Source organism: Halapricum hydrolyticum (genome assembly GCF_025517535.1).
GTDB lineage: Archaea > Halobacteriota > Halobacteria > Halobacteriales > Haloarculaceae > Halapricum > Halapricum hydrolyticum.
In genome coordinates this window covers 45,022-64,662 of the sequence record NZ_JAOPKC010000016.1, presented here as the reverse complement: position 1 = coordinate 64,662, position 19,641 = coordinate 45,022, and the positions used below count along the sequence as shown (strand labels likewise).

The 19,641-nt window shown below is 60.8% G+C and carries 17 protein-coding genes, 2 tRNA genes and 1 pseudogene; 9 read left to right on the top strand and 11 right to left on the bottom strand.

Annotation, left to right across the window (positions count from 1 at the left end):
* Positions 1-127 precede the first annotated feature (127 nt).
* On the top strand, positions 128-262 hold the full coding sequence (locus OB916_RS12620) for an archaellin/type IV pilin N-terminal domain-containing protein (RefSeq protein WP_315909650.1): 135 nt from the start codon (positions 128-130) through the stop codon (positions 260-262).
* Positions 263-275: 13 nt separating this feature from the next.
* On the opposite strand, the pseudogene OB916_RS12615 reads toward OB916_RS12620, so the two are convergent.
* Positions 276-1,513: pseudogene (locus tag OB916_RS12615) on the bottom strand (RNA-guided endonuclease InsQ/TnpB family protein).
* Positions 1,514-1,518: 5 nt separating this feature from the next.
* A complete protein-coding gene (locus OB916_RS12610) occupies positions 1,519-1,647 on the bottom strand; it encodes an AbrB/MazE/SpoVT family DNA-binding domain-containing protein (protein ID WP_315909649.1) in 129 nt (42 codons plus the stop codon).
* Positions 1,648-1,969: 322 nt separating this feature from the next.
* Here OB916_RS12610 and OB916_RS12605 point away from each other — a divergent pair, with 322 nt between their 5' ends.
* From OB916_RS12605 to OB916_RS12595, 3 genes are all read left to right on the top strand, one after another.
* Positions 1,970-2,536 carry a SprT-like domain-containing protein gene (locus OB916_RS12605; RefSeq protein ID WP_315909648.1) on the top strand — a complete coding sequence of 189 codons (567 nt, stop codon included), beginning with the start codon at positions 1,970-1,972 and terminating at the stop codon, positions 2,534-2,536.
* 41 nt (positions 2,537-2,577) lie between these two features.
* On the top strand, positions 2,578-3,090 hold the full coding sequence (locus OB916_RS12600; protein ID WP_315909647.1) for a hypothetical protein: 513 nt from the start codon (positions 2,578-2,580) through the stop codon (positions 3,088-3,090).
* 251 nt (positions 3,091-3,341) lie between these two features.
* A complete protein-coding gene (locus OB916_RS12595; protein ID WP_315909646.1) occupies positions 3,342-3,764 on the top strand; it encodes a CBS domain-containing protein in 423 nt (140 codons plus the stop codon).
* Positions 3,765-4,037: 273 nt separating this feature from the next.
* On the opposite strand, the gene OB916_RS12590 is transcribed toward OB916_RS12595, so the two are convergent.
* From OB916_RS12590 to OB916_RS12580, 3 genes are all read right to left on the bottom strand, one after another.
* A tRNA-Thr gene (locus tag OB916_RS12590) sits at positions 4,038-4,109 on the bottom strand.
* A 90-nt stretch (positions 4,110-4,199) separates the two neighbouring features.
* The gene (locus tag OB916_RS12585; RefSeq protein ID WP_315909645.1) at positions 4,200-4,862 is read right to left on the bottom strand and encodes a DUF7114 family protein; all 663 of its coding nucleotides are present in this window, start codon (positions 4,860-4,862) and stop codon (positions 4,200-4,202) included.
* A 155-nt stretch (positions 4,863-5,017) separates the two neighbouring features.
* Positions 5,018-5,848 carry an NAD+ synthase gene (locus OB916_RS12580; RefSeq protein ID WP_315909644.1) on the bottom strand — a complete coding sequence of 277 codons (831 nt, stop codon included), beginning with the start codon at positions 5,846-5,848 and terminating at the stop codon, positions 5,018-5,020.
* A gap of 246 nt (positions 5,849-6,094) precedes the next feature.
* Between OB916_RS12580 and OB916_RS12575 the strand changes: the two genes are divergently transcribed.
* Positions 6,095-6,165: transfer RNA gene (locus OB916_RS12575), tRNA-Gly, on the top strand.
* Here the strand turns inward: OB916_RS12575 and OB916_RS12570 are convergent.
* On the bottom strand, positions 6,147-6,434 hold the full coding sequence (locus tag OB916_RS12570) for a hypothetical protein (RefSeq protein ID WP_315909643.1): 288 nt from the start codon (positions 6,432-6,434) through the stop codon (positions 6,147-6,149). The genes OB916_RS12575 and OB916_RS12570 overlap by 19 nt on opposite strands.
* Positions 6,435-6,739: 305 nt before the next feature.
* On the opposite strand from OB916_RS12570, the gene OB916_RS12565 reads away from it, so the two are divergent.
* From OB916_RS12565 to OB916_RS12555, 3 genes are all read left to right on the top strand, one after another.
* On the top strand, positions 6,740-7,219 hold the full coding sequence (locus tag OB916_RS12565) for a hypothetical protein (RefSeq protein ID WP_315909642.1): 480 nt from the start codon (positions 6,740-6,742) through the stop codon (positions 7,217-7,219).
* The gene (locus OB916_RS12560; protein ID WP_315909652.1) at positions 7,101-8,144 is read left to right on the top strand and encodes an ABC transporter permease; all 1,044 of its coding nucleotides are present in this window, start codon (positions 7,101-7,103) and stop codon (positions 8,142-8,144) included. Before OB916_RS12565 ends, OB916_RS12560 begins: the two co-directional genes overlap by 119 nt.
* 155 nt (positions 8,145-8,299) lie before the next feature.
* On the top strand, positions 8,300-9,604 hold the full coding sequence (locus OB916_RS12555; protein ID WP_315909641.1) for a tyrosine-type recombinase/integrase: 1,305 nt from the start codon (positions 8,300-8,302) through the stop codon (positions 9,602-9,604).
* A gap of 510 nt (positions 9,605-10,114) precedes the next feature.
* Here OB916_RS12555 and OB916_RS12550 read toward each other — a convergent pair.
* The 5 genes from OB916_RS12550 to OB916_RS12530 all read right to left on the bottom strand — a co-directional run bounded on the left by OB916_RS12550 (position 10,115) and on the right by OB916_RS12530 (position 16,633).
* Complete coding sequence (locus OB916_RS12550) at positions 10,115-14,323, bottom strand: DNA-directed DNA polymerase II large subunit (protein ID WP_315909640.1); 4,209 nt, start codon at positions 14,321-14,323, stop codon at positions 10,115-10,117.
* Entirely contained in the window at positions 14,320-14,742 is a 423-nt protein-coding gene (locus tag OB916_RS12545; protein ID WP_315909639.1) for a PPC domain-containing DNA-binding protein, read from the bottom strand. The genes OB916_RS12550 and OB916_RS12545 overlap by 4 nt, the downstream gene beginning before the upstream one ends.
* 81 nt (positions 14,743-14,823) lie before the next feature.
* The gene (locus tag OB916_RS12540) at positions 14,824-15,588 is read right to left on the bottom strand and encodes an OapC/ArvC family zinc-ribbon domain-containing protein (protein ID WP_315909638.1); all 765 of its coding nucleotides are present in this window, start codon (positions 15,586-15,588) and stop codon (positions 14,824-14,826) included.
* Positions 15,588-15,980: a DUF2073 domain-containing protein gene (locus tag OB916_RS12535; RefSeq protein WP_315909637.1), complete on the bottom strand. Its 393-nt coding sequence runs from the start codon at positions 15,978-15,980 to the stop codon at positions 15,588-15,590. The genes OB916_RS12540 and OB916_RS12535 overlap by 1 nt, the downstream gene beginning before the upstream one ends.
* A 5-nt stretch (positions 15,981-15,985) precedes the next feature.
* Positions 15,986-16,633, bottom strand: a complete 648-nt coding sequence (locus tag OB916_RS12530; RefSeq protein WP_315909636.1) for an Era-like GTP-binding protein — start codon at positions 16,631-16,633, stop codon at positions 15,986-15,988.
* Positions 16,634-18,023: 1,390 nt separating this feature from the next.
* Here OB916_RS12530 and OB916_RS12525 point away from each other — a divergent pair.
* Entirely contained in the window at positions 18,024-19,598 is a 1,575-nt protein-coding gene (locus tag OB916_RS12525; protein ID WP_315909635.1) for a Cdc6/Cdc18 family protein, read from the top strand.
* Positions 19,599-19,641 lie beyond the last annotated feature (43 nt).

Here is a 19,641-nt window from a genome sequence, read left to right as displayed (position 1 = left end):
GTTCGGGACAATAATGATCGTGGCGTCGATGACCTGATGGAAGAAATCGATCACCTGTTCGTTCATTCAACAGCTGACGCTAACGTGCAAAGCTGAGTATATAACTGTCTGTCGTATAGTCTGTGATATGGACCGGCGATCTCGCGCTGTAGCGCCCATTATTTCTACTGCTCTTATGGTGGCGATTGTCGTTGTTCTTGGTGCGACTATTAGCGTTTTTGTGCTCGACATCGGCTCAGATATCCAGTCGGAACAGCCGTGAACGCACCCCGGGGTCAAGCCCCGGGGCTTCCTGCTTCTACGACGCGCTTTGCACTCACGTCCTCCCGGTGAGGAGTGAGCGTAGGGAGCGCAGTCTGCACAGGCGTTGATTCGGAGCGTCCCGCCCCTAACTGCTTGAGTCCGCGAGAGAGAATATTCTTCGCCGCGTTGAGGTCTCTGTCTTCCGTATGGCCGCACGCTGGACACGAATGTTCACGTACCCAGATTGGTTTGCCTGTTTCCACACCACACACAGCGCACTCCTTGGTCGTTCCTTCCGGTTTCACCGTTTCGACGTGTGTACCGTGGAGGTCAGCCTTGTATTCCAGCAGTTCAAGAAAGCGTGACCATGCGGCGTCTTGCTTGTTCTTGGCGTTCTGGCTGGTTTCCAGCATCGGCTTCACGTCCAAGTCTTCGACGGCCACCACGTCGTACTCTGTGACAAGCCACGTCGTCAGTTTGTGCTGGTAGTCTCGCACCTTCCGCTTGATTGTTCGTTTCGCTTGGGCCACCTTTCGGCGTTGCTTCTCCCAGTTGGCGGAGCCGTGTTTTTTCCGGTCAAGTTTCCGCTGTTCGCGGGCGTAGCGGTCGTACTCATCGGACAGGTCGAGTGTATCCACGGACAGGTTCTCCGAAGTGTGGATGTAGCTCGTGATACCAAGGTCAACGCCCACGCAGTCCTCGGGCTCAATCTCACTGAGTGGCGGTTTCTCGGGTGTGTCTTCGACAGTGGTGACGAGTGAGACGTACCATTCGCCAGTCGTCTCTTTTTTCAGGATTACTTCGTCAATGTCCTCTGCTAGTGGTACGTCGCGGTCTGCACGGATGTTAAACCAGCCAATCTTTTCGAGTCTGAGTCGCACGAATCGGTCGTCGCCCGTGTTGTAATCCACGTTCCAGCGACGGGGTTGATTGTGCGACACCGACCGAAATTCGCCTGCTCCTTGCCACTGCAACCGCCCAACATCGTAGCCCTCCTTTCGGCGTTCTTGCAGCGTCTCAAGGTCGCTGTGAATCTGGCTGATAGCCTGTTGTGCGGCGTGTTGTGACGGTTCGGCAAAGGTCGGCCACTGGTCTGTCCAGTCTTTGAGTTTGCTGTGTTGGTCGTAGTCAGATGGCCTGTCGTTGTAGTCCGAGTTGTAGTAGTCCCGGACAGCGTGATTACGATCTGCCGGAGAATGTCGATCTGGTGCCACGCTTCGCTCGCAACGTCGTCGGACAGATATGCGCGGAAGCGAAGCGTGTGTTTCATCGTGGTTAGTCAAGTTTTTCGACGGTGAGTTTCAACTGGTCGCCTTCTTCCAGATTAAGTGCCTCACGCACTTCTTCTGGGATTGTGACTTGCCCGCGTTCTCTGAGTTTTGGGTAGCACTCCATCAAACTCATTGTTATTTATTCATACCCAATCGTAATAAAGGTTGCGTGTTGTCGGCTTCAACCCCGGGGTCAAGTCGTCCGAGAATCTTTGATTCTCGTGATCACGGAAATCTCCGATTTCCGGACGACCCCGGGGCAGTCGCCTTGACCGCCTGTACAAACTCACAACAGTGGAGATGGGGGAGGCGTCTTGACAGCCTCCTCGCCCTGAAGGATATTTTGCGCCTGTTCGCGACAGGGGCGAGATCCGAGACAAGAAGGCATGACCGACATCAACAGTGACCAAGAACAGCCGACGGAGTGAAGTGATCGGCCGGCGACCCGGCAGGTAGTGACGAGGGCACAGTCCGGGCCACAGACGCGGGAGGAACTGCTCGTTCGGGCCGCCGCGTACGCCGAAACGGTCGACATTGATATCGATACTGATACGATCGAGTGGACAATTTCCGAACGCGCAAAGCGTCGGGCGGGGAGTTGTCGCTACGACGGAGCGAATGGACAGGTCACGATCGTCCTGACCTGGGACGCTTACCGAGCGGTCGGCTGGGAGCAATTCACGGGGACGATCCGGCACGAACTCGTCCACGCCTGGGAATTCACTCATTACGGCGAGTCAGGTCACGGTCCGCGATTCCGTCGGAAAGCCGATGAACTCGACGCGCCGAGACACTGCGAGTCGTTCACCGACGGCCGGCTCCGACTGGCCTGTACCGACGAGGACTGCTCGTGGATGACGGAACGCCACCGTGCGTCCGAGCCGGTAAAGTATCCGGATCGGGGCTACCGTTGTGGCGACTGTGAGAGCCCGTACGTCGTCGAACACGTCGATTCGGGGCTGACCTGGCGAACAAACAGCGGGTACGAGCGCGTTCGTGACAAGCTTGGTGAGGACTGGTGACATAAGCCAAACAGTAAAGTCCTGACAGAACAACCACCAGTATGGACCGAGAGGACATCTTCGAGGCATTGCCGACACCGGCCACACACTCGTTTCCGGACTACTCGTTGCCGAAGGGCGATCCCGTGTTGCCGATCGCGATCACTGCCGACGAGCTGGAGACGCTGCTTGATCTCTACGATCGGTTCGCTGCCGTCGATCCGACCGGCATCGACGATAACCCCTTTCTGAAAGCCTCGACAGAGTTTCTTCAGCAGGCGTTCGGCGCGCCTGCCTATCGGCCGGACGAACAGCTCACCGAGGACATCGCCGCCATGCTCAATGACTTCTCGGACGACCTCGGCGGCGCGGATATCGGCGTCGTCGACGCGACACCGAAACACCACCAGACGCTGTATTTCTTCCTGACGACGTGCAAAGGGTATCACCTCGCGCCGCATCTCCAGTTTTCGCCGCCCGGGGACAGCATCGAGACGCTGTATACCGTCTATCAGCGGGTGGTCGAACAGGACGTGTATCTCAAGCGCCCGCAGACGGTCCTCGAGAGCAGTTGAGACGGACTGCTGGGTCTGTTCCACGTCGACCGCACGGCAGCGTGCAGCCGTAGCGATAAGTCGTTACAGCAGTCCGTATGATGGCGACCGGTGGCAACGGGACTTGTGTCCCCCGTGCATGGGTACAGTGCCGGCCGCTCGGATGGCGGGCGACGAGCGACTGGATGGAAGCCAGAGCGGACGTTTTCGCCCGCTGAGAATTTGCTGTGTGTTATTTTCTCCCACAGTGTGAAGCTACAACTAGAGGGGCCATGACCGTTAGAAATCACATGACTGTGGGTGTCGAGACGGCGGGGCCGGATACGACCGTCGAAGCACTGGCGATGCGGCTCGAACAGGCGGACGTCGGGTGCATCATCATCGAGGAGGAGATGAAACCAGTCGGAATCGTCACGGATCGAGACCTGGCGACTCGCGTCGACGCACGCGACCGCCCGGCTTCGGACGTACTCGCCGAAGACGTGATGACGGCGGATCCGGTGACGATCACCGAGGACGCGGACGTGTTCGCTGCGCCACGGACCATGCGCGAGAACGCGGTCCGACGGCTCATCGTCGTCAACGACAGCGGGACCGTCGTCGGAATCATCACGCTCGATGACCTGATGCGGCTGTTCGTGGACGGCATGGACGACCTGACGGACGTGATCGACGCCGAATCGCCCACCTACTGACGCTTCGATCGGACAAGCAGACAGCCGCGACGGCCAACACCATCGCGATCAACGCAAGCACGACGGCACTGGCAGCAAGCACAAACGACGGCAATCACGGTTTCCGAACGAGCAGGGAAAATGGGTCACGTATCTCACTCAGGGAATTGGCCCGTATCCCAGGATACAGGCTGCTTCCCGACCTGCGTGGTGTCTCTCCTGAGAGGGACGCTGGGGAGTCATTGCTCAATGGGCCCGTGGAATGTCGACTTGTGCTTTAGGGAAAAGGGCTGAAGCCTAGGCCGGGATTTGAACCCGGGCTCTCGTCCTTACCAAGGACGCGCTTTACCGCTAAGCTACCCAGGCGCGCATCTGTTGGTTACCCCGAGTTGTCTTTAGGCGTTTCGATTTGCCGGCAGGGTCGGCGACGGCTGTCGTGCGTCGAGGAGCGCCCGGTCAGTGGTCGACAGAGGTCCGGACGCCGTCAGTACCGCTGGAGTCGACGCTCACGACGGCCGTCAGCTGCTCGTGGAGCGACCGGGGGAGCGACGCCTCGGAAGGGGCGTCCCCGAGGTCCGTGGCGAGTTCGCGAAGCTGTGGCGTCGGGCTCACGCCGGCCGCGGTCGCCCCGGCGACAGCAGCCAGTTCGAAGACGTCACGTTCGAGATTCGAATCGAGGGACTCGCCGGTCTCGCGAGCGACGGTCTGATCGCGCCCGAACGCCCGGACGACCGCGACGGCCTCGTCGCTCGCCTCGGTCCGGGCGAGCAAGTAAAAGCCCCGGGCGACGAGGATGTCGGCGACGAGAATCTCCAGATTGGCCGCGTCACCGTCGCCCGTCGTCCACGGCTGATCGGCAGCGAGCGCACGCGTCCGACTGAGGCCGACGTAGATGAGCTGGACGCCGGCCGCTCGCTCGGCGAGCGCGTCGTCGGCGTCGAGATCGTCGGTCGTCCGGCCCGAGCGCTCACGGACCGCGTTCGCACACGCGATCGTGAACACGCCCGGAGCCATCGACTCCTGGTCGAGCAACTCGTCGATCCGCTCGTAGATGACCTGCGGATCGACGTCTTCGACAGCGTCGAGCGCAGCCGCCCGGATCGCCCCGGCTTCCTGCATCAAACAGTTATAGTGGTGGGACAGGCAAAGACCTTTGGAAACGCCCAGTCTTTCCCGTTCCGGCGGTCGAGAACCCGCCCGCCCCGACGGTCGAGATCCGCCTGTTCCGACAGTCGAGAACCCGCTTCGGAGACTGATACGGAGCGACGGACCAGCTAGTACGGCTCCGCGGGACCGGGCGGGACCTGGCGCTTGTGAGAGCTATGTTCGTGTAGCGCCCGGACACGCTCGACGACGGTCTCGTCGACGCCGATCTCGCGGGCGGTCGCGCTGACGGGGACGCCGCCCTCGACGTGCAGCGCCAGGATCGAGTCGAGCGTGTCGTACTCGATTCCGAGTTCCTCCGCGTCGGTCTGCCCGACCCACATCCCCGCCGTGGGCGTGCGCGAGGCGACCGATTCGGGGACGCCGACGTGTCGGGCCAGCTGGCGCACCTGCTGTTTGTAGAGGTTGGCGATCGGGTGACAGTCGACCGCCCCGTCGCCGTACTTGGTGAAGTAGCCGATCAGCGCTTCAGTGCGGTTGCCCGTGCCGACCACCAGCCCGTTTTCGGTGTTGGCCACGAGGTAGTTCAGGACGGCCCGCGTGCGGACCCGGACGTTCCCGGCGGCCATGCGGTGCTGTCGCCCCTCCGGATAGGCGTCGAGGAAGCCCTCGATGATCGGGCCGACTTCGATCACGTCGTGCGGGAGTTCGAACTGCTCGGCAACGCGGACGGCGTCGCTCATCGTTTCGTCGGCGTTGACCTCGCTTGGCATCACCAGCCCGTGGACCCGTTCGGGGCCGAGCGCGTCGGCGGCCAGCCCGGCCACGAGACCGCTATCGACCCCGCCCGAGATCGCCACGACGGCTTTGTCGGTGCCCGCCGCCTCTACCTGCTCGCGGATGAACCCGGTAAGGTGCTCATGTCTGTCTTCGAGTTCGGCCTCACTCAGCGAGAGATTCAGTGGGTCCTCAGCCTGTGCGATCGTGTCGTCGTCGGTCATGTGGGTGCGTTTCGGCACGAGCGAGTAAATAGGCACTCGTCGTGCGGCCAGAACTGGACGTGCGTCGAACGGATCGCTACGTTAAAGTGCGACGGCAGTTCAGATGTGAACGAGCGCGCCGCTGGTGAGACGAGCTCCGTCCGTCGATGCACGGCGCGAGGAACGAAGTGAGCGACGTGCGCCGGTGGTGAGCAAATCCGTCGGATTTGCGAGCCTCGGGGCACGAGCGAACGAAGTGAGCGACGTGCGCCGGTGGTCTAGTGGTAGGACATGAGCTTCCCAAGCTCATAGCCCGGGTTCAATTCCCGGCCGGCGCACTTCTGCGACGAGCGGACGCGAGGAGCGGAGTCGTTAGAGGGAATTGAACCCTGGGAGTCGGGAGTCCGGGAACGGCGCGACGCGCCGCAAGCGCGGAACGAAGTCGGGATCTGTCAGTGACGCGATCGCGTAGGTGGTGCTCGTAGTAGTCCCCGACGAACAGGCCGCCCGCGATGCCGATCGCCACTGCGATGGCGAAGGTCAAGCCGACGCCGATGGTCGAAGGGACCCCTTCTGCGATGACGTAGACGAACTCGAGGTCGATCATCTCCAGTCCGACAATCAATGCGATCGCGTTCCTGTCGTTCGGGAACTATGTAATAAATACATGCTTGAATAGCCACCGTGTTGAAGTATGGAGTGTATCGTGCGGTTCGAGTTGTCCCCGATTCGGCTGGAAGGGGTCCGGAATGTCGTATGATCGACGGACGTTTCTCGCGGGGCTGACTGGCGGGGCAGTCGCCGCGTCGGCCGGGGTCACGAGCGGGGCTGATCCGATCGTGCGTCCCGACTGGGAAACAGCGATCGCCTCGGTCGTGCAGGCAGAAACGCCGGCTCAGCCTCGCGCAGGCGATGATCCACGATCCGGACCTGCTCATACTGGACGAACCGACGACGAGGCTCGATCCCTCGGGCCGACAGAAGATCATAGACGCCCTGGTGGAACTCCCCGAAGAGGGGATGACGGTGTTCGTCAGCAGCCACGTGCTCGCAGAGCTCGAGCAGTACGTCGGAAAAGTGACGATCCTCCGGGACGGTGAGGTCGTGATCACCGACACTATCGACGCCGTCCAGCAGGCCTACGGCGGGCAGGCGCTCGCCGTCGAGACCGACGACGACGAACGCGTCGCCGAGTTACTGACCGACGTCGATGTAGCCCGCAACGTCGAACTCCAGGACGGGCGACTGCTCGTGATGACCGATGACGCCGACGATCTCAGACAGCAGTTGCAGGCACTGCTGGTCGAACACGACATCTCGTTGCGGTCGATGTCCGAAGCCGGAACGCTCCAGGAAGCATTCGCGGACATCCTCGAGGAGGGAGACGAATGAGCCTCCGCATGTTCGTCTACGACGCAGTCAGAGACAGCACCCGGCCGAAGATCCTCGCGGCGCTTCTGGTCCCGTATTTCGGCGTGGCGGTGTTACTCGCGACGGCGCTGGGGAAACGGGCCACGAGAACCTGGGTGCCGCACCGCTTTTCACCCAGGAGCAGGTCCTGCTGGAGCTGTACGCCCAGCTATCGTTCGTCTGGCTCGTCACCTTCCCGATGGTACTGGTAGCCGTGCTCGCGGCGACGAACGTCGCCAGTCACCTCGAGTCGGGCACCTTCAGGGTGTTGTTGAGCAAGCCTGTGAGCCGCTGGGAGCCGCTAGTCGGGACATTCCTCGGAATCGTCCTCGTGGGCGTGCTGGCGACGCTGTCGGGGCTACTCGTCGGCGGGGCCGCACTCTACGTCACGACCGGTGCGAGTGCGCTGGCACTGGGCGGGAGCGTCCTCGCGCTACTGGTGGGCACGCTGGCGCACGCGCTGATCGTCATAGTACTGGCCGCGGCGATCGGGACGCTGCTCGCGGTCGTCACCGGGACGCGACTGCAGACCGCTCTCGGGACGACGCTGCTTCCGGTGTTGTTCTTCGCGTTCATGTTCGTCCGCTTCCTGCCGGTCGGGGACCGCTACGCGGACCTGTTCCTGTACGTACCCGACGTCAACTACCATCTCGGGAACGTCTACGTCGCCGTCCACGGGGCGCTGGGTACCGAGTTCACCCCCGCCACGCGGAACGCCGTCTCGACCGTCTCGGGCGTCTACGATACCGCAAGTGTCTGGACCGACCCGCTCCTCGGCGGGATCGGTGGATCGACACCCGTCGCGGGGTACGTGCCGGCGCTGGTATCAGTGGTAGTCGTCGCCATCGTGACGATCGTTGCGCTCGCCGGGGCGGTCTATCGCTTCGAGCGCATGGACATTCCCTGATCGCGGCCACCGTGAGCACTCACGTCGGATGGTCGTATAAAAACAGGAATTCTTACATGAAGTCCGCGATCCCGGACTGTTTGTTCTTCTGTGACCTTTGGGGAATTCCAAACTGCTAACACCCAAGCGAATCAATAGTGGGGTGGGTCAAGGCCATGACCACCCCAAGAGAGAAATACGAACGGAGACGGGAAACGTTTAACGAATACGTCGAAGACGGCGTAATAGATTCTGAGACGGGCGAAGCGGTGCGAGAGTTGTGTGACGCGTACGACGACCACAACGTAATGATGGCAACGCCGGAAGATGAGGGAACGCGAGAAGTGAGTACGCTTATGTCGTGGCTGTATCGACTCATGGCGTTTGCTCAAGAGCGCGACTTGACGACGGCCACGGCAGACGAGTTAAAGCGTGATATTCAGGATATGCACGACGGCAGCCACCCGCAAGTGAAGGACGGCGGGATTCAGAAATCAACACTCCGGTCATATCAGGCGGCACTACGCAAGTTCTACACCTATCACGACGGGTTCGAGGTTGATCCGGACGATATTCCGATGTTTGACCAAGAAGCAAGCCCGGTCGATCCGAACGATATGCTCACGAAAGAGGAAATCCAAGAGGCACGCGAAGCGGCAGGCAACCCGCGTGACCGGTTGATCTTTGATTTGCTACTCTACACCGGCCAGCGGCGTGAAGCACTTCGCACACTCCGGTTGAAAGACGTAGACGCCGAAGACGGAACGTATCGGCTTAATCCGACTGTGGAAGGACTCAAAGGTGCGACGAAACGGAACGGGAACCGCCCGCTTCTTGGCGCGAGGGGTGCAGTGCAGAACTGGCTAGAGTATCACCCCGACACATCCGATCCAGATAACTACCTCATCACGGCACGACCAGGGTACTCTGCCGTTGACCCAAGTGAGCCGGTGACTGGCGAGACAATCCGCCGGGTTATGGCGGAAATCAAGAAGAATACCAGCATTGAGAAACCGATGCACCCGCACGCCTTACGGCACAATTTCGTGACGATAGCGAAGCGTGATTACGACCTGGCGGACGATACGATCAAATACCTCATCGGCCACTCTGCCGACAGCACAGTGATGGAAACGACGTATTCGCACCTGTCCGGCGACGACCACGTGAAGCGCGCGGAAGAGGCATGGGGGATTCGAGAGCCAGAGGAAGAATCCATACTCACGCCGGACGTGTGCAAAGTCTGTGGTAACCCGCTAGAACCGAACGCGAAAGCGTGTTCCCGGTGTGGCACAGTCTATACGCCGGACGCGAATGAAGCACAGAACCAGATGGAAGAGCAAGCCCAGGAAGCGAAGGAACGGGCGGACACCCTCGAAGAGTACAAAGACGCCGATAAGATAGCACAGGCGATTGACGATGATCCGAAGCTCGCGGCAGAGTTGATGGATAAACTCGGGGAACTGTCCGAAGACGACTAGCGCATAGTTGGTGGGTCACCCTATCTGTGCCGAACCCCACCGAAATCTAGCCAGAACCGGCTATTTCTCGGAAGTGGTGAAGGGGTTCGTCTCGGGCAAGAAATCGATTCTGAGGCAAATGCGCGCCTCTGAGAGTAATCGGGGTAAATCAGGCATTTGCAGAAGTTCAATTGTGGCACCAATGCCATTATTACACACCGAAGAAGGATCTGGAAACGTTTCCAAACCCTTGGAAGACACCGGGGCAGATTGTGAACGAGTTCGAGGAAATGCTTGCGATAGAGCAGGAACGGGCGAAAGAACGGAAAGCCGAAGCGACTGGGCATACGCAAAAGTTTGCGGAAGGCGAGACTGGAGAGAGTAGGGAAAAGCGGCCGAAAAGATAGACGCTGATGTATCGCACGAAACACTTCGGAAGGGCAAGGAAGTCAAAGACAAGGCTGAATCTGACGCTTACAGTCGGACAGAAAGCCACGAAGCGATCCTTTCCCCCGTTCTCTTGTTCGGTGACTACATGAATTCCGCAAGACTTGTGGGCCTATTCTTGTCATTCTCGAAGATTCGCTCGATCGATCGTTCCAGGATCTCCAGGCGCTGTTTCGTGTAGGGTCGGCAATCGAACTCCTCGGCGACCTCCGTGGCGGTGTCGATGTACTTGTTGACAGATCCCTCGTGGACAGTCAGGTTGACCCGACCGCCACATTCGCGACACTCCCCCGACAGCGGAGCCCGACGATACGATTCCCCGCAGTCGAGACACCGGTATTCCTGGCGAGAGAACGCCCGGAGGTTGCCGATCAGGTCGGGTAGAAAGTGATACTCGATGATCCGCTCGGCGACGTCGGTCTCGTCGACGGCCCGCAGTTTCCGGGAGAGCTCGAGCTGGGCGTCCATCTTCTCCTCCATCGACCCCAGCGTCTTGTACGCCGAGAGGTCCGGCCCCATGGCGATGTCGGTCGTGTCGTGGGTGTGATCAAAACCGGTGTACTCGTGGTCGGTCCCCAGCGTCTCCTCGGCGATGGTCATGATGTCCTCGACGTCCTCGGGGTCGACCATCTCCCGGGTGGCCTCGTAGAACTCACGGGGATACTCCCGCATGATGTCGATGTTGTGGGCCTCGTCGTCGATCTCGGAGGGATCGATACGGGAGGACATGACCAAAGGCGCGTCCATCCTGCCACCCCTCTTATCAGGTAAATAATATTTACTGAAATTCAATAATCCATCCATCAGAAGCATCACGCAGTCCTCGTCACCGTCGCATTGTGCAGTGTAGATATTTTCAACAGCGACGTTATGAGTATCCGAAACAGTCAGGTTATATACGTATTCGAGGTCAGTCCGGACGTACTCGACGGCCCTCACCGTCTCGACGGGGACACCCGCCTTGGCTGCGTCAGTCCCCATGGTGGTCTCGCCGCCGTCGAACGCCGGGAGTTCGTCGCCGACCGCGAGTTCCGAGGCCTCGACTTCCGCGAGTGCGTCGCCCTCGCGCCGGAGCATCGAGTGGCCGGGCGTGACAGTGAGAGACTCCTCGTCGGTTTCGACGCGGATCATGTGTTCCGGTGCGGGGTGTTTCGAGACGGCTTCGAGGGGTTTGCGGCAGGGCTGGCCGTCCCCGTCGACGGAGGGGACCAGCACCTCGACGTCGGGTTCGTCAACGAGGTCCCCGAAGTCCGTCTCCTCCGGGTCGGTGAGATGGTCCTCGACGAGGGTCTCGATCGTCCCCAGTCGCCAGTCGCCGTCCTCGCCGTACCACAGGCGCGTGTCGGGATGGAAGCAGTTGCGGCGCTTTGCGGCGTGGAAGTACGGATGAGCGTAGCCGACGGCCGCAGTCGTAAACCCGACGACGCGGCCGACCGTCGCGGCGCTGGTGTGAGGCGCCATCCCGAAGACGAGCTCGCCGACCAGGTCCTGTCGATCCTCGAACTCGTAGAAGGGGTCGAGTCCGTAATACTGAGTGAGGAGGTCGTCGACGAAGTCGGCCGTCTTGAGCATGTGCTCGGCCGCGCCGTCCGAGAGAACGACGTCCTGGACGCGAAGCTCGACGAGTTGGTCGTCGTGTCGGAGCGGATCGCCGTTGACGTCCTCCTCGTAGCCGAGCCCTCGGAACTGGTCAGCAGTGACGTCCAGTTCCGCCGGTCGGACGGACGTGACGGGCAGGTCGGTCATGTCATACCGGACCGTGCCGTCCTTGAACGCGCTGACGTCGTGTTTCGCCCGCAGGACCCCCTTCTCCATCGGTTCGGGGACTTTCTCCTTCGAGGACAGTCCCTTGACGCCTTTCAGCACGTCGAAGGCCGCCTCGCGCTCGCCGACGGCGTCGAGTGCCGACCGGTATGCCTCGTGAATGTCGATAGTCTTCGTCTGGGTGGGGCGAGCCAGCGTCTCACAGCGCGGGCACTCCGCACGCCCGGACTCGTCGGGTTCGATCTCCTGGCCGCAGTCCGGGCAGACGTAGACTGCCTCCGCGGCCCCGCCACAGTCGGGGCAGCGCGCTTCGTGGGTCTCGGTTCCACAGTCGACACACCGCCGCCGGCTGACCTCGGCGTCGACCAGCCCCGGTTGATCCCGCATCGACTCGGCGTGAGAGCCCGCCTTCGAAACGTCGCGCTGGGGCCCACCGGCCTCACCGATGGGAAAGAGTGTGTGAACGGCGGGTGAGAGCTCTCGCTCCTCGGATTTCTCGGGTCGACCCATGCGGTTTCCGATCCGGGTCGGCGCACGCTCGCGCACCTGAAACGGTGCGACCTCGTTGATCGCGACGATCGCGTTCTCCCCCGTCAAAGCCACACTGTCTCGGGAGGACTCGGCCGTATCCGTACCGTCGGACGGCGGGTCGCTCGCGTCGCCGGACGGCGACCGGTCCGCGTCGCTCGTCTCGCCGTAGGTCCGGGCGCGTGCGGAGAGGTCCTCCTGGGACCACTCCCGGTCGAGGTCGTCGTCGAATCCCAGCGATCGAACCAGCGGTCGCCACTCGGAAACGATCAACGACTCCTCGGTCTGGACGTGTGTGACCAGTAGCGTCTCCAGTGCGTCCCGCACGGTCTCGGTCCGCGGGATGATGAGATCTGCGTTTCCATCGGAAACAGAGGGGTCTTCGTTTTCGGCAGTTGCGCCGTCTGTTACGGCCACATCGGCACGCTCAACGGTTGAGGCTAGTTCACACATCTCCTCGACGGTAATGTCGTGCCAGCAATAGGTGTATTTCGGGTGGAGGGGGGCGTCGTATGCGCTGGCCCACTCAAGGGCTTCCTCGGGAGAGGGGTCCTCGAGATCGACCGTAACGGTATCTCGCATAGCCTGGACGTCGGCACCCGCCGATCCGAAGTCCTTGACCCACCACTCGACGGTGTAGGAGGCGGGGACGAGCGGGTGGTTGTTTTCGACGAACTCGCCGTAGTTGACCAGGTACTCCCCGATGTCGAGGACTTCCTCGACGCCGTTGCGGACCTCGATGGCCTCCTCGGGGTCGTCGATCCGGCGGACCTCGCCGTTCGCGAGTTTGACCATCGGTCCCTCGATGGAGTCGACGGGAACGACGCCCGCGGCCTTGCCCGGGCGCTCGGTCTTGAGCTGGGTCCCGGCCGCCAGGAAGTCGTCGACCAGATGCATCGTCGCCGGATGGACGCCCGCCGTCGCGTTCCCGTGGTTGCGCGCCCGGCCGTACCGGAGCCGGAACCCGCCCGGCTCGCTCGGATGGGTGAACACCGGCCGCCCGGCGATAAGGTCCCGCAAGAACTTCTCGGAGGGGTCAGCGCGTGGCGGTCCCGCCGGTTCGTCGTCCGGTTCGCCGTCCCCGTCGTCTGTGTCCGCGTCGTCAGCGTCGGCCTCGGTGTCGCTATCCTCCGCGTCCGTGTCGTCCTCGCCGTCGTCTTTCCCGATCGTGCCGTCGATCAGGTCCTGGAGCCAGGGCCACTCGACCTCCTCGAGGTTGCGCGTGTAGCGCTGGATCTTCGGTGCCTTGAGCGCGATCCCCTCGGCGAAGACCAGACACATCCCGCCGCGCGAGGAGTTGGTGTCGACCCGTTCGAGGTCGCGAAAGCCCGAAACTTCCTCGTCGCCGGTCGCCTCGCCGTCAAGCATGATCGGGATGTGCTCGGCGATGAACGTGCTCTCCTTTTCCTTGGGCGAGTACTGCAGCCCAGTCTCCTTGTCGTAGAGGGCGACCTCCTCGGCGTAGCGGTTGATCTCTTCCTCGCGGGGCTTGTACTGGTCGATTCCCAGCAGCGCGCGTGCGTAGTCCGCCACGAGTACCGACAGTGCCTGGGCGGTCCCGCCGGCAGAGCGGATCGGCCCGGCGTAGTAGATGTTGATGAACTCAGAGCCGTCGTCGTTTTCGAGGATCTCCACGCGGTCGATCCCCTCGATGGGTGCGGCGACGACGCCTTCGGTGAGCAGGGCGACTGCCGTCCGAACCGCGCCCTCGATCTTGCCCGCATTGGAGTCGTAGTTGCCGACGCTGCCGTCGACGAAGTCCTCGACCAGTTCCAGGGCGGCCTCCTCGCGGGACATCTCGCCTTCGAGTTCGCGGACTCGCTCGGCGACACCCTCGATCCCGAGGATGTTCTCGACGCGATCGGCCATGTCCCGGGCGGTCGGGATCTCGACCTCTGGTTCGGGATCGCCGCCGCGCTCGCGGGCCTCGTTTGCGACCGCCATCGCCTCCTCAAGGCCGTCTTCGAGCGTCTCGAAGTATCGCTCGTCGACCTCTCTCATAGCGGCCAGAGGTCGAGATCGGTCGTCTCGTCGTGAGCGCGTTCGAGTGGCTCTTCGAAGGCCCGGACGTACAGTTCACCCGCGAAGACCGTCGCGCTATCGAGGTGACCGCTGACAGTCGACCCGTCCGCCCGCGAGAGGACGGCGTGCGTGTGCGCGAACGGTTCGTCCTCAAGCAGGGAGACGTTGCCCACACACGAGGCGACCTCCAGCGGTTCGTCGAACTCGATCGGGGCGTACTCCTGATCGGTCTGATCGTAGTACCACAGTTCGGCGTCCTGGACGGCACCGAGGCCGAGGAAAAAGGCGGCCTCTATTTTCTCCGCGCGTGCGAAGTCCTCGATCTGAGCGCGCCAGTCCTCGCCGTGTGCGAGACGCGCGACGAACTCGCGGGTTCCCTCGACTTCGCGATAATCCATACCCGAATCACAGGGGAGGCTCCGACAAAATAGTTGCGAGCAGAGAACCATTACTTCGAGTGAAACAGAAAGACAGTCAAACTAGTCCTGCCAGCGATCGGGCACCTGGATGGAGTACTTGCCGTCTTCCTGTAGGGCGATGATGTACTCCTCGCGGTCGTACAGTTCCATGAGATTGAGTTCGTACTGGCCGGGTTCGACGACTTTGATCGACTCGAACTGATCGTTGAGTTCCTCCCGGAGCTCCGAGAGGTCCGGGCGATCCGCCTCGTCGGGCTCCTGGACGACTGTGCCGTTGTCCCTGTCTGAGTCCGGCGATTCGGCGGGGGAATCCGGTAGTTCGTCCCGGCTGACGACGTCCGACCGAGCACTGGCCTGAGCGGCGTTTTCGGACTCGCCGTCCGAGGTGTTTTCGAAGCCGCCGGCCGACGTACCCTGGGATCTATCGGCCGAGGTATCAGCCGGAGTCGAACCGCCGTCGTCGAGAGCGACTCCCCCGACGTTTTCGGACTCGGTAGCGATAGATCGATCCCCCTTGTTTCCGGTGGAGACGCCCTCGTTCCCGGAAACAGGAGGGTTTTCAGTCGGGGAAACCCCCCCGTTTCCGGTGGAGGTACCACCGACGAGATCCCTGACGGTCGCCGCAGCGTTGCCGACCGCGCCGGCGACCGAATCGTCGGGCTCCGGCCGGTCAGGGGGGTCGACGTCGCCGGGCGGCCGCTCGGGAATGTCCGCACCCTCCGGGTGAAACTGGAACTTCGTCCCGCCACAGTCCGGACAGCCCGAGAGCATCTCCTTGGAGCCGTCCTCGAACACGTGCCCGCAGGAGGTACACTGGTGTGGCATCAGTTCCGGGAAACGAGTGCGCTGATGAGTGTCTCGTCTTTGTGTAGCGTCTCGATTTGATCTGCCGGGCCGATCACGGTCAGCTTGTTGGGCGCCGAGTCTTTGCCCATCAACCGACCGAGGAAGCTCCCCCCGTCGTCGTCGGACTGGGGATAGCTCTCGATCTCGATCCCGTTGAACTCGTCGGGGCTGATCTCGGTCATCGTGACTTCGATCAGGCGCGATTCTTCGTCAGGGGTGAGTCCCTCTTCGAGGATCACGATGTTACCCTCGCGGACGCCGTCGAGGATCATCCGGATCTTCTCCATGCTGGTCAGCCCCTCCATACGCTGGGCGCTGATCATGTCGATCTGGACGCCGTCAGTGTCGTCTGGTGTCTTGACTTCTGCCATCGTGATCACCCGAAGTACTCCGCGATCTTGCCGTAGACTTCGTCCATGTTGTCGCCTTCCAGCGCAGAGAGGGGCACCGTCTCGTGCTGTGGGAAGGCATTTCGGATCCGCTTGACAGAGGATTCCTCGAGGTCGATCTTGTTCGCGAAGATCAACACGGGCAAGTCCTGACTCTCGATGATGCCGATCAACATCGTGTTGACCTGCGTGAACGGATCCTCGGCGCTGTCGAGGACGTAGATCACGCCGTCGACGTCCTCGCGAAGCCAGTGCATAGCCTCGGCAACGCCTTCGGTAGCCTCCCGGGAACGACGGACAGCGTCCTCCTTGTCCATGTCGTGATCGAGAAACTCCGTGTAATCGACTTTCGTCGTCACACCGGGCGTGTCGACGATGTCGATCGAGACGGACTTACCGTTCCGTTCGATCTCGACGTTTTCTTTCCGACGGGCGCGTCGCGTCTCATGGGGTATGTGACTCTCCGGTCCGACGGCGTCGCCGTGTTCCGTCCAGTCACGAGCAATCCGGTTTGCCAGCGTCGTCTTGCCAGCGTTCGGCGGCCCGTAGATGCCGATACGTTTCGGGTCCTGTTCAGAGAACAGCGACGCAGCTGCACGGGAAATGCTGTCCCTGAGTCCTGTGAGCAGTCCCATCCTCGGTGTCCTCCCGCGCCCGATACCGGGCGTCTGAACGTACAAGCTACCCGTATTCACTTAAGTATACGTCAGACATCCATAAACAACTATACACGACGAGCAGTCGAGCCAGCCAACCACGGCGACCTTCCTCCGACCGATTTTCATAAGATATCATACTTTTGGAAGGGAAGTATAACAAAAACGTCCATTTCGGCCGATGAGGGATACGAGATAATATGTCATGGGTATCGTTCGCGAATGTTACGTCACTTCCCGTGTCCTAGATTGTCGGTCCTCTCCCTCCCCCACCCCTTCGTTTCGACTGGAACAGCCAGAGACACGGAGTGGGTTCGAGTGGAGAGAGCGGTGAAACGGTGACGATCGGGAGAAACACCACCGGGTAGAGTCGGGCGCAGTATATCAGAGTCTCTAGAGAACGGTTAAAACACTAGGAGCAGACTCGAAGAGAGGTGTTAACTGGAGGGTGACTTGAGGACGGAAAGTGAGTAGGTCTGCACTCTATTTCATGAGGATGGCGTCACTCTATATTTCATGAAGATGGCGCTACTCTAGGAAGATAGCTTCACTTCAGGGAGATAGCTACGCCCACAGAATGATAGGCTCAAAGAATGGCTCAAAGAATGGCTCAAAGAATGTGGCTACTTACACTCACAATCCAGGAAAAGTGCTAGGAGCTCTCAACTCAGGAAGAGCGTTAGGAAGGAAGAGCGCTAGGAAAAGAGTTGGAGAGAGAACAGTCTATCTTTCACTCTAGGAAACTAGTACTCTAGGAAGCTAGAAGCAGATCAATAACAGTCTCGTTCTTCTCTACTACGGGTTTGGTATCCATGGTAGTATCTTAAATCATTCGCTTTCTACAAGCCCTGTTCTCACCCCCTCCCTCCTTTCTGCTGTTCCAGTCGAAACGAAGGGGTGGGGGGGTCTCATGGGATGTCTTGTCATCTCGGATCCCGTCTCTATCGTCTTTCGGTCCACCCGGAGCACATATAACACATAGTAGATATTATCGTCTATGTGCCATTCGTCCACTCTTCACTGGGTTCTCGTTCTATCGGATTCATCCGACACTCGTTCCCGATCCGGATCGTACCTCTCGGTCGATCACGACTGATCTACTGTATGCCGTAGCCGTGTGTCTGTGACGAATCTTCCACAGTCCTACCGAATATCAACGTCGCAACTTTTCCATGGTTACGACGGACATCGACAGGACCCAGCTGGCGTTCCACCGTAATATTTAATATGCTGTCAACCACGGGTACCTGTTAGTTCAACTGGACACGGCCAGACTCGGGAAACGGCGGAACACCTCTGCTCTCTGCTCTCTCCCGCCATATCTCTCTGCGCGCCGTGCCATTTCCACCTGAAAGTCAGGGGTTACCTCATGACAGATGAAGACAACGACACCGATTCAGGGATCGACTCCGGGGCGGGACTTGACTCCGGGAGCGGCGGTGCCGGGCCGGGGTTCGTTGCTGACCGGAGTGGCGCTGACGATACCGAATCAGTCGGCACGTCGTCGCTAGACGATATCGTCCTCGACGATGTCGACGGTGAAGACGACGCTGGCGAAGCGTCACGCGGTCTGTTCGACGACCTGCTGAGCGGCGAGCCGATCTTCGAAAAGAAGGAAGTACTCCGCCCCTCCTACACGCCCCGCAAACTCCCGCATCGCGAGGATCAGATCAACAACATGGCGACCATCCTCGTCAGTGCACTCCGGGGTGACACACCGTCGAACATCCTCATCTACGGCAAGACGGGAACCGGCAAGACCGCCAGCGCCAAGTTCGTCAGCGAGGAACTCGAGGCGACCTCCGAGAAGTACGCCGTCGCCTGTGAGGTCGAGTACATCAACTGCGAGGTTACCGACACCCAGTACCGCGTCCTCGCGCAACTCGCGAACAAGTTCATCGAGAAGAATCGCGAGCACATCTCCGAACGGATCGACCGACTCGAATCCCTTCGCGACGACGTGCGCGATGGTGGGTCGTCGCTTGCCCAAACCGACTTCGAGTCGATCGAGAAGATCGAATCAACACTCGAATCACTTCGCGAGGAACGCGAGAACTTCGAAGAGGTTCCGATGACCGGCTGGCCGACCGACCGCGTCTACAGCACGTTCTTCGAGGCGGTCGACTACACCGAGCGCGTCGTCGTTATCATGCTCGACGAGATCGACAAACTCGTCGAAAAGAGCGGCGACGACACCCTGTACAACCTCTCACGGATGAACTCCGAACTGGAGAACTCCAAGGTCTCGATCATGGGTATCTCGAACGATCTGAAGTTCACCGACTTTCTCGACCCCCGCGTCAAATCCAGCCTCGGCGAGGAAGAAATCGTCTTCCCGCCATACGACGCCAACCAGCTCCGGGACATCCTGCAGGCGCGTGCCGAAGTCGCCTTCGAAGACGATTCGCTCTCCGAGGACGTCATCCCGCTGTGTGCCGCTTTTGCCGCCCAGGAACACGGCGACGCCCGACGCGCGCTCGATCTGCTCCGGACGGCCGGCGAACTCGCCGAACGGGACAATACCGATCGCGTCGAGGAAGACCACGTCCGACAGGCCCAGGAGAAGATCGAACTCGACCGCGTCGTCGAGGTCGTCCGAACGCTTCCGACCCAGTCGAAACTCGTCCTCTTTGCGATCATCCTGCTGGAGAAGAACGGCGTCCACAACATCAACACGGGTGAGGTCTACAACATCTACAAGAGTCTCTGCGAGGAGATCGACGCCGACGTCCTCACCCAGCGCCGCGTCACCGACCTCATCTCCGAACTCGACATGCTCGGCATCGTCAACGCCGTCGTCGTCTCGAAGGGGCGGTACGGCCGCACGAAGGAAATCTCGCTGTCGGTCCCGATCGACGAGACGGAAGCCGTCCTCCTGAGCGACTCCCGGCTCGGCGACATCGAGGACGTCCAGCCGTTCGTCCAGGCTCGATTCGATCAGTGATCGGATTCGCTCGCCTCTGACGTCTTCCGGTCCGTCAGTCGTA